The 12,293-nt window shown below is 61.4% G+C and carries 10 protein-coding genes; 7 read left to right on the forward strand and 3 right to left on the reverse strand.

Translation table 11 applies throughout. From position 1 onward, the window contains the following. Positions 1-166: 166 nt before the first annotated feature. Positions 167-1,660, reverse strand: coding sequence for a glycerol kinase GlpK (gene glpK / locus FB009_RS00300; RefSeq protein ID WP_101795420.1), 1,494 nt, complete (start codon positions 1,658-1,660; stop codon positions 167-169). Positions 1,661-1,904: 244 nt separating this feature from the next. Between glpK and FB009_RS00305 the strand changes: the two genes are divergently transcribed. The 3 genes from FB009_RS00305 to xdhB are packed head-to-tail and all read left to right on the forward strand — an operon-like array spanning position 1,905 to position 6,552. Continuing rightward, the gene (locus FB009_RS00305) at positions 1,905-2,681 is read left to right on the forward strand and encodes a 3-hydroxybutyrate dehydrogenase (RefSeq protein WP_012061433.1); all 777 of its coding nucleotides are present in this window, start codon (positions 1,905-1,907) and stop codon (positions 2,679-2,681) included. A 26-nt stretch (positions 2,682-2,707) separates the two neighbouring features. Further along, complete coding sequence (gene xdhA / locus FB009_RS00310) at positions 2,708-4,198, forward strand: xanthine dehydrogenase small subunit (protein WP_012061432.1); 1,491 nt, start codon at positions 2,708-2,710, stop codon at positions 4,196-4,198. Positions 4,199-4,212: 14 nt separating this feature from the next. Continuing rightward, positions 4,213-6,552 (forward strand): xanthine dehydrogenase molybdopterin binding subunit, encoded by a 2,340-nt coding sequence (xdhB, locus tag FB009_RS00315; RefSeq protein WP_162304074.1) that lies wholly within the window; start codon positions 4,213-4,215, stop codon positions 6,550-6,552. A gap of 7 nt (positions 6,553-6,559) precedes the next feature. Here the strand turns inward: xdhB and FB009_RS00320 are convergent, their stop codons facing one another. Beyond that, positions 6,560-6,763: a hypothetical protein gene (locus tag FB009_RS00320; protein WP_028053387.1), complete on the reverse strand. Its 204-nt coding sequence runs from the start codon at positions 6,761-6,763 to the stop codon at positions 6,560-6,562. 102 nt (positions 6,764-6,865) lie between these two features. Here FB009_RS00320 and FB009_RS00325 point away from each other — a divergent pair, with 102 nt between their 5' ends. From FB009_RS00325 to FB009_RS00340, 4 genes are all read left to right on the forward strand, one after another. Then, positions 6,866-7,774: a LysR substrate-binding domain-containing protein gene (locus FB009_RS00325; protein ID WP_026161017.1), complete on the forward strand. Its 909-nt coding sequence runs from the start codon at positions 6,866-6,868 to the stop codon at positions 7,772-7,774. Positions 7,775-7,896: 122 nt separating this feature from the next. Further along, positions 7,897-9,129 (forward strand): urate hydroxylase PuuD, encoded by a 1,233-nt coding sequence (locus FB009_RS00330; RefSeq protein WP_012061428.1) that lies wholly within the window; start codon positions 7,897-7,899, stop codon positions 9,127-9,129. Continuing rightward, entirely contained in the window at positions 9,126-10,433 is a 1,308-nt protein-coding gene (gene guaD / locus FB009_RS00335) for a guanine deaminase (protein ID WP_101795418.1), read from the forward strand. The genes FB009_RS00330 and guaD overlap by 4 nt, the downstream gene beginning before the upstream one ends. Before the next feature lie 121 nt (positions 10,434-10,554). Next, positions 10,555-11,691 (forward strand): alpha-hydroxy acid oxidase, encoded by a 1,137-nt coding sequence (locus tag FB009_RS00340; protein WP_012061426.1) that lies wholly within the window; start codon positions 10,555-10,557, stop codon positions 11,689-11,691. A gap of 42 nt (positions 11,692-11,733) precedes the next feature. Here the strand turns inward: FB009_RS00340 and uraH are convergent, their stop codons facing one another. Beyond that, a complete protein-coding gene (gene uraH, locus FB009_RS00345) occupies positions 11,734-12,096 on the reverse strand; it encodes a hydroxyisourate hydrolase (protein ID WP_018012090.1) in 363 nt (120 codons plus the stop codon). Positions 12,097-12,293: the final 197 nt, after the last annotated feature.

Consider the following 12,293-nt stretch of genomic DNA (forward strand, 5'->3'; position numbering starts at 1 on the left):
CCCATACCCGGCTGGCTATCAGTTATCATATAGCCATAGAGCTATAAGTCAGTCAAGTGTAACCGGGGTCGCTTGATTGCAATCTCGCCTTTTCATCTCTGTGCTCGTCCACAGAGATTGAGCAGCGCCGCGTCTGCGGCGCAGAGGACTCTGACGCGCGACGCGTTCAGGCCGCCGCCAAAGTCCGCTTGATGGCGCTGCGCCAACCCTTGAGCTTCACTTTGCGCGTGGTCTCGTCCATTTGTGGCTCGAAGCGCCGGTCGCGAGCCCAGGATTTGGCGAACGCTTCCTGGTTCGGCCAGACGCCGGCGCGACTCCCGGCGAGCCAAGCGACGCCGAGTGCCGTCGTTTCGAGAATCATCGGCCGGTCGACCGGAGCATCGAGGAGGTCCGACAGGCGCTGCATCGTCCAGTCCGAGGCGACCATGCCGCCATCGACACGCAGCACGGTATCATTGCCGTTGCGGCGCCAGTCCTTGTGCATGGCCTCCAGCAGGTCGCGGGTCTGGTAGCAGACGGCTTCGAGTGCAGCCCGCGCGAACTCCGCCGGACCGGTGTTGCGCGTCATGCCGAAAATCGCGCCCCGCGCGTCCGGGTCCCAATGGGGCGCGCCAAGGCCGGTAAAGGCCGGTACGAGATAGACTTCCTGCGAGGGATCGGCACTCTCGGCAAGCGAGCCCGTATCGGGTGCCGCCTTGATGACCTTGAGCCCGTCGCGCAGCCATTGCACGGCAGCACCGGCCACGAAGATCGAGCCTTCGAGCGCATAGGTCGTTTCGCCGTCGAGACGGTAGGCGATGGTGGTGAGGAGACGGTTCTTCGAACGAACCATATCCTTTCCGGTATTGAGCAGGGCAAAGCAGCCGGTTCCATAGGTCGATTTCAGCATGCCGGGCTTGAAACAGGCCTGGCCGATCGTTGCCGCCTGCTGGTCGCCGGCGACGCCGAGGATCGGGATCGCCGCGCCGAAAAGGGACGGATCGGTAATGCCGAAATCGGCCGCACAGTCCTTGACCTCCGGCAGCATCTGCTTCGGCACGCGCAAAATGCGCAGCAACTCATCATCCCAGGCGTTCTCAGCAATGTTGTAGATGAGCGTGCGCGAGGCATTCGTTGCGTCGGTGCAAAAGCACTTGCCTTGTGTCAATCTCCAGATCAGGAACGTATCAATCGTGCCGAAGCAGAGTTCGCCGCCCGCCGCCCTCGCCTGCGCTCCCTTCACGTTGGAAAGCAGCCAATTGAGCTTCGTTCCTGAAAAATAGGGGTCTAGCAGCAAGCCTGTCTTCTTGACGAAGGTCTTTTCCAATCCCTTCTTCTTGAGCTTGTCGCAGAAGGCGGCGGTGCGGCGGTCCTGCCAGACGATGGCGTTGTGGATCGGCTTGCCGGTATCGCGCTCCCAGACAACGACCGTCTCCCGCTGGTTGGTGATGCCGATCGCGGCAACGTCGCTCGCGCCGATGCCGGCCTTCTCGATTGCTTCCCTGACTGTGCTGAGGACGGTCTGCCAGATTTCCTCGGGATCGTGTTCGACCCAGCCGGATTTCGGAAAATGCTGCTTGAACTCTTTCTGGCCGATGCCGGCAATTTTCTGGTTGCCGTCGAAAACGATCGCGCGGGTCGAGGTCGTGCCCTGATCGATCGCGAGAATATATCCGCCCATATGCCCCTCCTCAGCACGCCCTTCCTCAAGAGCGACATTCGCACGACTTCAATACGAGAGAAAAACGAATGTCAAACGAAAACAAAACGCAACTTTCTCTGAATGATTATGCGAATGCCTGCACTGCTGTGCACCCGGTAGAACACCGCGGAAAAACACAATTGTCACCGCTGCGCCTTTGCGCGTAGGCTGAGAGTGCTGCGTTGCGAAAAACAGGGATAGCGTCAGGAGGGAGTGAGCTGGAATGGTCAAGACTGCGGTCATAACGGGTTCTACGAGCGGTATCGGCCTGGCGATCGCCCGGGCTCTGGCGAAGACCGGGGCCAACATCGTGCTGAACGGTTTCGGCACGGCGGACGAAATCAGGACTGTCACGGACGAAGTCGCCGGCTTAACGTCCGGCAGCGTGCTTCACCACCCGGCCGACATGACCAAGCCATCCGAGATCGCCGAGATGATGGCGACCGCTGCATCCCGCTTCGGCGGCGCCGACATCCTCGTCAACAATGCCGGCGTGCAGTTCGTCGAAAAGATCGAAGACTTCCCCGCCGAGCAGTGGGACCGGATCGTTGCCATCAACCTCTCCTCCTCCTTTCACACCATCCGTGCCGCCATTCCACCGATGAAGAAAAACGGCTGGGGCCGGATCATCAATATTGCCTCTGCGCATGGCCTCGTGGCATCCCCCTTCAAGTCCGCCTACGTCGCCGCCAAGCATGGTATCATGGGGTTGACGAAGACCGTGGCGCTGGAAGTGGCGGAGAACGGCATTACCGTGAATTCGATCTGCCCCGGCTACGTTCTAACGCCGCTCGTCGAAAAGCAGATACCGGACCAGGCGAGAACGCGCGGCATAACCGAGGAGCAGGTGATCAATGAGGTGATGCTCAAGGGGCAGCCGACAAAAAAGTTCATCACCGTCGAACAGGTGGCTTCTCTGGCGCTTTATCTTGCAAGCGACGACGCTTCCCAGATCACCGGCACGCATGTCTCAATGGATGGCGGGTGGACGGCGCAGTAGTCCACGACTGAGGGCAGAGGAATGGCATGGAACAGGCACCCGACAGCATCCGCTTCATCCTGAACGACACAGAGATCGCCCTTTCCGATGTTGCCCCGACAGCGACACTGCTGGATTATCTGAGGCTGGAGCGCCGCCTCACCGGCACCAAGGAAGGCTGTGCCGAGGGCGACTGCGGCGCCTGTACGGTGCTCGTCGGCCGGCTTGCCCATGATGGCGAAGGAGGCGAGACTACCCTCGTCTATGAGAGCGTAAACGCCTGTATTCGTTTCATGGGCTCACTCAACGCCACACATATCGTCACGGTCGAGCACCTGGCCGGCAAGGACGGGAAGCTCCATCCCGTGCAGCAGGCACTCGTGGATTTTCACGGCTCCCAATGCGGCTTCTGCACGCCTGGAATCGTCATGTCGCTGTACGGGCTGTGGCTGACCAACGACAGACCGGGCCGCGCGGCAATCGAAAAGGCACTGCAGGGCAATCTCTGTCGATGCACCGGCTACGAACCGATCGTGCGCGCGGCGGAGGCCGCGGCGGCGGATCGCCCGGACGTTCTCTTCGACCCGATCACCCGCGTGCGGGAGGCGGTAAGGGCACGCCTGCAGGAGCTGAGACAAGCCGAAAGGATCGAAATCCGCAGCGGCGTGGACTGTCTGATTGTACCCGCCGACGCTGCCGACCTCGCACGTGTCCTCGCCGATCGTCCCGCGGCCACGATCGTCGCCGGCTGCACCGATGTCGGACTTTGGGTGACGAAGCAGATGCGACCGCTGAATACGGTCGTCTTCGTTAACGGCATCGCCGAGCTGCAGCGGATCGAGAGCTCAAAAGCGGGTCTGACGATCGGAGCAGGCGTCAGCTACTCGGCGGCATACGAGGCCCTTTCCTCCGCCTACCCGTCGTTCGGCCGGCTTCTCGATCGCGTCGGTGGCGATCAGGTGCGCAACATGGGCACGATAGGAGGCAACATCGCCAACGGCTCGCCGATCGGGGACAGCCCGCCGCCGCTGATCGTGCTCGGTGCGACGCTTACCCTGCGCTCCCATGGCGGTTCGCGCACGCTCCCGCTCGAGGATTTCTTCATCGCCTATGGCAAGCAGGATCGCAGGCCGGGGGAATTCGTCGAAAGCATCTTCGTCCCGGCGCTGCCCGCGGGGGAGCGCTTCGCCGCCTATAAGATCTCGAAGCGCCGCGACGAGGACATTTCCGCGCTGCTTGGCGCCTTCCGCATCTCGCTCGACGGAGATCGGGTGAAGGCGGCGAGAATCGCTTTCGGCGGCATGGCGGCAACACCGAAACGGGCAAAGGTCGTCGAAGCGGCCCTGCTCGGCGAATTATGGAATGAGGGGACGATACGCGACGCCCAGAGCGCCTTCGATACCGATTACCAGCCGATCACCGACTGGCGCGCCACCGGCGCCTATCGCCTGCTTGCGGCGAAGAATCTGCTGATGCGCTTCTTCCTCGAGAGCACCGGGGAGACGGCGCAGCTCCGGCGGTTCGAGGAGGTGGCATGAGTGCTGACATCCACATGGATAAACCCAACCTCGAAGTCAGCAACATCACCGGCCCCATGCATGCGCCGCTCCGTCACGACAGCGCCCACAAGCATGTGGCGGGTACCGCCGACTATATCGATGACATGCCGGAACCGAACGGCACGTTGCATGGCGCCCTCGGCCTGACGGACCGGGCGCATGCGGAAATCCTCGCAATGGACCTCTCCGCCGTCGCCGCACTGCCGGGCGTCGTTTCCGTCCTCACCGCCAGGGACATGCCACATTCCAACGACATCAGCCCCACCCACTTGCATGACGAGCCGGTGCTCGCCGACGGTCTCATCCAGTTTCATGGTCAGCCGGCCTTTGCGGTCATTGCCGAGACACGGGATATCGCCCGCCGCGCTGCACGGCTTGCGAAGATCACCTATCGCGACTTGCCTCCGGCGATTGATGTGATCGATGCTATGGCGACTGGTGGCACTCTGATAACCCCGCCGCTGACGCTCGAGCGGGGCGACGCCCTTGGCGAGCTGGAGCGGGCCCCTCGCCGGCTCCAGGGGCGCATGCGGATCGGCGGCCAGGAGCATTTCTATCTCGAAGGGCATATCGCGCTGGCTATCCCCGGCGAGGACGACGAAATAACGGTCTGGGTCTCCACGCAGCACCCAAGCGAAGTGCAGCGTATGGTCGCGCAGGTGCTTGGCGTTCCATCCAACGCCGTCACAGTGAATGTCCGCCGGATGGGCGGCGCCTTTGGCGGCAAGGAAACCCAGGGCAACCAGTTCGCGGCACTCGCCGCGGTCGCCGCGCGCAAGCTTCGCCGTTCCGTCAAGTTTCGCCCGGACCGCGACGACGACATGGTGGCCACCGGCAAGCGCCACGACTTCCTCGTCGACTACGACGTCGGCTTCAATGACGATGGCCGCATCCGTGCGGTCCAGGCAAATTATGCCGCTCGGTGCGGTTATTCGGCCGATCTCTCCGGGCCGGTCACCGACCGCGCCCTTTTCCATGCGGATAATGCCTACTTCTATCCACATGTGAAACTCACCTCGCAACCGCTTAAAACCAATACGGTTTCCAATACCGCATTTCGCGGCTTCGGCGGACCGCAGGGCATGCTCGGCGGTGAGCGGATCATCGAAGAGATAGCCTATGCGCTCGGCAAGGACCCGCTCGACATCCGCAAGCTGAACTTCTACGGGGATGCGGCTTCCGGCCGCAACGTCACGCCCTACCACCAGACGATCGAGGACAACATCATCGTCCGGATCGTCGACGAGCTGGAGGCGAGCGCCGATTATCGAGCGCGGCGGGCGGCGATCGTCGAATTCAACAGATCGAGCCGCGTGATCCGTAAGGGTATCGCGTTGACGCCAGTGAAATTCGGCATCTCCTTCACCCTCACCCATCTCAATCAGGCGGGTGCCCTCGTGCACGTGTACACGGACGGCTCGGTCCATCTGAACCACGGCGGCACGGAGATGGGCCAGGGGGTCTACACGAAAGTGGCGCAGGTCCTCGCAGACAGTTTCCAGATCGACATCGAACGGGTGAAAATCACCGCAACGACGACCGGCAAGGTGCCGAACACGTCCGCGACCGCTGCCTCCTCAGGCTCGGACCTCAACGGCATGGCCGCCTTCGATGCCGCACATCAGATAAAAGAGCGACTGGTCGCCTTTGCAGCCGAGCGGTGGCAGACGACAGCCGAGAACGTGACCTTCGAGGCCAATCATGTCAGGATCGGCCAGGAGCTGATCCCCTTTGCGCAATTGGTGCAGGAGGCATACGGGGCACGGGTCCAGCTTTCCGCCGCCGGTTTCTATGCGACGCCGCACATCCACTGGGATCGGGCCGCCGGCCGCGGCACGCCGTTTTACTACTTTGCTTATGGCGCCGCTATATCCGAGGTTTCGGTCGATACGCTGACGGGCGAATACATGGTCGATCGGGTCGACGTGCTGCATGACGTCGGCCGCTCACTCAATCCGGCCATCGACCTCGGCCAGATCGAGGGCGGCTTCGTTCAGGGCATGGGCTGGCTTACGACGGAAGAGCTCTGGTGGGACGAGAAAGGGCGGCTGAGGACGCACGCGCCTTCGACCTACAAGATACCGCTCGCTTCGGATCGGCCGAAGATCTTCAACGTGCGCCTCGCCGAATGGTCGGAAAATCTGGAAGAGACGATCGGCAAATCGAAGGCCGTGGGGGAACCACCCCTCATGCTGCCGATTTCCGTCGTCGAGGCCCTGTCGATGGCCGTCGCCAGCATCATCGACTATCGCGAGTGCCCCCGCCTCGATACGCCCGCAACGCCGGAGCGCGTCCTGATGGCGGTGGAGCGGCTTAGAGCCTTTCCCGGATGAGTAGCCTCTACCGCAGAATGTCGTCGTCCTGCCGGGCCATGCGGCCGTCGAGAAGTCCCAAGTCCTTTTTCATGTAGTCCGATGTTGAATCGAGGTCGAGACTGATGCTGTGGCCTCTCATGCGGCGTAGCGCCGAGGCGGCAAGCCGGACGACCCCGCCCAGAGGGACGAGCGGCCTTCTTTCAGCAAATTCCGATACATCGCAAGACATCTTGGCACCTTTTCAAAGTGGTGAAGTTGACTTGCAGGATGCCTGGAGGGATGTTCGAAATCCAATCGAACATCCGTCTGTATGCATCAAGAGAACTTACCCATGAAGATGTCGAAGCAGTTCCCGCTGAATGCATTGAGGGTCTTCGAAGCAGCCGCCCGCCTCGGGAGTTTCACCAAGGCGGGCGACGAGCTCGGCATGACCCAGACGGCGGTCAGCTACCAGATCAGGCTGATCGAGGAGAATATCGGCGAGCCGCTGTTCCTGAGACGCCCGCGGCAGATCGCACTCACGGAAGTCGGGCAGCACCTGGCTCCGAAAGTGACGGAAGCCTTCGAGATGCTGCACGACGCAGTCGCCTCGGCCCGCGGGAATGCAGAAGCAGCCTTGCTCATCAACTCGACGGCAACCTTTGCCTCGCAATGGCTCGCCCGGGAAATCGGGACCTTCCAACTGGAGCATCCGAATATTGCGGTGCGTCTGGTGGCAAACGACGCGATTATCGATTTCAACAAGGAGGCGGTGGACGTAGCAATCCGCTCCGGCATGGGCGACTGGCCGGGCCTCGCCAGCCATAGGCTGATGAGGGTGGAGTTTACACCGATGCTCAGCCCCGCCCTTGCGGAGACGGTCGGTGGCGTGCGCACTCCGCGGGACCTCCTGAAGCTCCGCATCATCGACCCTCGAGATCCCTGGTGGTCCTTGTGGTTTCGCGCTGCGGGCGTGGACGATCCGGATCTGGACGGGCGTCCAGGAAGCCGGCTCGGCGCCCAGGCCTTCGAAGCTCGGGCGGCGGTCGCTGGCCAGGGCGTCGCGATCCTGATGCCTGAATTCTATAGCGACGATGTGGCGCTCGGCCGGCTTTACCAGCCGTTCGAACTGCGATGCAGCGACGGCCACGATTACTGGCTCGTCTATCCGCACGCCCGCCGCAACGCCCCGAAGATCCGAGCCTTCCGGGACTGGATCCTCGGCAAGCTCGACCCCGACACCCATCGAGACGCGCATTGACTGCTTAGTTCGACTTTTCGGCCAGGACCGAAACTCGCGAAATGGGACAAGCGGTCAAATGCCCCTTCCCCGTTCACCCTTTTTCTCGCAAGGTTGTGCGAAGGTGAAAAAAGGATTCCCGAATGTATGAATTCGCCATCGCCTGGGAATGGCTGGCCTTCGCCGCTCGATGGCTGCACGTCGTGACCGCAATCGCCTGGATCGGCTCGTCCTTCTATTTCATCGCTCTGGATCTTGGTCTCGTCAGACGCGACCATCTGCCCCCTGGCGCCTATGGTGAGGAATGGCAGGTCCACGGCGGTGGCTTCTATCACATACAGAAATATCTGGTGGCGCCGGCCGCCATGCCGGAGCACCTCACCTGGTTCAAATGGGAATCCTATGCGACATGGCTGTCGGGCTTCGCCATGCTCTGTATCGTCTATTACGGCGGCGCCGACCTCTTCCTCATAGACCGGCATGTCCTCGACATCTCGGCCATGACCGCGATCCTTATCTCGCTTGCCTCACTCGGTCTCGGCTGGATCCTCTACGATCTGCTTTGCAAGTCGCCGGTCGGTAAGAGCACCTGGGGACTGATGGCGCTGCTCTACCTGGTATTGGTCGCAATGGCCTGGGGCTATACACAGGTTTTCACCGGTCGCGCCGCATTCCTCCATCTCGGCGCCTTCACCGCTACTATCATGTCGGCCAATGTCTTCTTCATCATCATCCCCAACCAGAAGATCGTCGTCGGCGACCTTATTGCCGGCCGCACGCCCGACCCGAAGCTCGGCGCGCAGGCGAAACAGCGCTCTCTGCACAACAACTACCTGACGCTGCCCGTCATCTTCTTCATGCTCTCGAACCACTACCCGCTTGCTTTCGCGACGGCCTTCAACTGGGTCATCGCGGGACTCGTCTTCCTGATGGGCGTGACGATCCGCCATTGGTTCAACACAACGCATGCGCGCAAGGGCAAGCCTACCTGGACCTGGGCTGTCACGGCACTCCTGTTCATCCTGGTCATGTGGCTCTCGACGGTGCCTGAAATACTGACGGTCGAAGAGCGTGCCGAGACAGCCCCTGAGTTCCAGCGCTTCGCCGATAACGCACATTTCCCCGCAGTCAGTGAAACGATTTCGACGCGCTGCAGCATGTGCCACGCGGCCGAGCCGGCCTATGAAGGGATCGTGCGGCCGCCGAACGGCGTCAAGCTCGAAAGCGAGGCAGAGATTGCTGCCCGCGCGCGGGAAATCTACATCCAGGCCGGGCGCAGCCATGCCATGCCGCCCGGCAACATAACCGAAATGACGGATGAAGAGCGCCGGCTGGTAACGGCCTGGTTCGAAAGCGCCGTCGGGGAGACACGATGACAGCCATCCTCATTCGCGGCCGCACTTTAAGCTTCCATCGCGAACCGCAGGGCATCGACGACAAAGCCTCCTATGCCTATGAGAGCGACGGCGCCCTTCTCGTCGAGAACGGCGTGATCACCGCATCCGGCGCCTACGCGGTGGTCCAGGCGGGTGCACCTGAGAACGTGGCGGAGGTCGATCACCGGCCAGATCTTATCGTACCGGGCTTCATCGACACACATCTGCATTTTCCGCAGATGCAGGTTATGGCCTCCTATGCGGCGAACCTGCTTGAATGGCTGAACAGCTACACTTTTCCCGAGGAATGCCGGTTCGTCGAGACTGCGCATGCGGAGAGGATCGCCCGGCATTTCTTCGACGAGATGGTCCGCCATGGCACCACGACCGCCGCAGCCTATTGTTCCGTACACAAAACGTCCGCCGACGCCTTCTTCGCCGAGAGCGTGAAGCGCGGCATGTGCATGGTGGCCGGCAAGGTGATGATGGATCGCAATGCGCCCCAGGGACTGCTCGACACGCCCGAGACGAGCTATGATGAAACGCGGGCGGTCATTGCGGACTGGCATGGCAAGGGGCGCAACCATGTGGCCATCACGCCGCGCTTCGCGATCACTTCGACCCCGGAGCAGATGGAGGCCGTGAGATCGCTCGTCGACGAGTTTCCCGACCTGCATGTGCAGACGCACCTTTCGGAAAATCGCGACGAGATCGCCTACACGCTGGAACTCTATCCGGAAGCGGCGGACTATACTGACGTCTACGCCCGGTATGGTCTGCTCGGACCGAAAAGCCTCTTCGGTCATTGCATTCACCTGTCCGAGCGTGAAGCCGATGCCATGAGCGACACCGGCTCGATCGCCGTCTTCTGCCCGACCTCCAATCTTTTCCTTGGTTCCGGCCTGTTCCCTTTGCGGGCACTGACGCGGCGACAGCGGCCGGTGCGCGTCTCGGTCGCATCGGACATCGGCGGCGGCACCAGCTATTCGATGATGAAGACGCTCGATGAAGCCTACAAGATTCTGCAGTTGCAAGGCGAAAGGCTGAACCCCTTCGACAGCTTCTACATGATGACTCGCGGCAATGCCGAGGCGCTGTCGCTCGCCGGCCGCATCGGCACGCTGGAGCCCGGCACGGATGCCGACCTCGCGGTCCTCGACATGGCGGCAACACCGGCAATGGCACTCAGGGCCGAAGTTGTCAATTCTCTGGCCGACGAGCTTTTCCTCCTGCAGACGATGGGTGACGACCGCGCTGTCGTCGAGACCTACGTCGCAGGAAAGCCATGCAAATCAATGCTTTAGCTGCCGGAGCACGAGTGGAAGTGAGAGGTAATATATTTTGACCTCTCACTTCCACAACTATTACAAGGTCTTCGAAAACATGATAAGGGCTCGGCAGTCGTTCACTTGATGAGGCTGATCCATGACGCAGATTCTCGAAATCCGGGACCTCAAGGCCCTTGCCAGGAGGCGCGTGCCGAAGCTTTTCTTCGATTATGCGGATAGCGGCGCCTGGACGGAGGGAACCTACCGCGCCAATGAGGAGGATTTCGCCAGGATCAAGCTGCGCCAGCGGGTTCTGGTCGATATGTCCGATCGGTCGCTCGAGACGACCATGATCGGGCAGAAGGTCTCCATGCCCGTCGCGCTCGCCCCCACCGGCCTGACGGGCATGCAGCACGCGGACGGCGAGATGCTGGCAGCTCAGGCGGCCGAAGCGTTTGGCATCCCCTTCACCCTCTCGACCATGAGCATCTGCTCGATCGAGGACGTCGCCTCTGCGACCACGAAGCCGTTCTGGTTCCAGCTCTATGTCATGCGCGAGCGCGAATTCGTTCTCAACCTGATCGACAGGGCCAAGGCTGCGAAATGCTCGGCTCTCGTCCTGACCCTCGACCTGCAGATCCTCGGCCAGCGTCATAAAGACCTTCGCAACGGCCTCTCCGCGCCCCCGCGACTGACGCCGAAACATCTCTGGATGATGGCGACGCGGCCCGGCTGGTGCATGAAAATGCTCGGCACCAACAGGCGCACCTTCGGCAATATTGTTGGTCACGCCAAGAGCGTCAGCGATCTCTCCTCCCTGCAGGTCTGGACGAACGAGCAGTTCGACCCGCAGCTTTCCTGGAAGGACGTCGAGTGGATCAAGGAGCGCTGGGGCGGTCCGCTGATCCTCAAGGGCATTCTCGATCCGGAAGATGCGAAAATGGCAGCCAAGTCCGGCGCCGATGCCATCATCGTCTCCAACCATGGCGGCCGCCAGCTCGATGGCGCGCATTCCTCGATCAGCATGCTGCCGCGTATCGTCGACGCCGTTGGCGACCAGATCGAGGTGCATCTCGACGGCGGCATTCGTTCCGGCCAGGACGTGCTGAAGGCGGTCGCGCTCGGTGCTAAAGGCACCTATATCGGCCGCCCTTTCCTGTACGGCCTTGGCGCGCTCGGCAAGGAAGGCGTGCGGATCGCGCTCGACATTATCCGCAAGGAGATGGATACGACCATGGCACTCTGCGGCAAGCGCCGCATCACAGATGTCGGCCTCGACGTGATCGCCGATTAAGGCCGTTTGACGGGCAACAGCCTGCTGCTGCCCCGCGCTTACTCAGCTGCCGCGATAGGTGGAATAGCCGTAGGGTGAGAGCAGCAGCGGCACGTGATAATGGTTTCGACTGTCCGCGACACCGAATCGCAGCGGAACCAGGTCCAGGAACGCGGGATCCGGAAGCGCTACGTCGATGGCCCTGAGATATTCGCCCGCATGGAAGACCAGTTCGTAGGTGCCGTTGGTGAAATCGACACCCTCGACAAGCGGCCCGTCGATACGGCCGTCGCTATTGGTTCGGACCGTACGGATCAGCTGCCGCACCTCGCCTTCCAGACGATAGAGATCGATCCTCATTGCCTGAGCGGGTCTGCCGAGGGCTGTGTCCAGAACATGGGTCGTCAGGCGCCCCGTCTTGCTCATCTTATTTCCTCATCAAAATCACGATAGCCATGAGCACTTCAGGAAAAATCGCGCGCTTTCGGTCCATCCGAGAATATAAGCTTCATCGGTTCTAACAAGCCAGACATCTGATGTCTCGAGATGCGAACTCGACTTTCAACTGGATGCGCACCTCAACAAAACAAACCATTTCGGAGCTGACGGAGGAAGGGTGCGCC

This window comes from Sinorhizobium medicae, assembly GCF_007827695.1.
Lineage (GTDB): Bacteria > Pseudomonadota > Alphaproteobacteria > Rhizobiales > Rhizobiaceae > Sinorhizobium > Sinorhizobium medicae.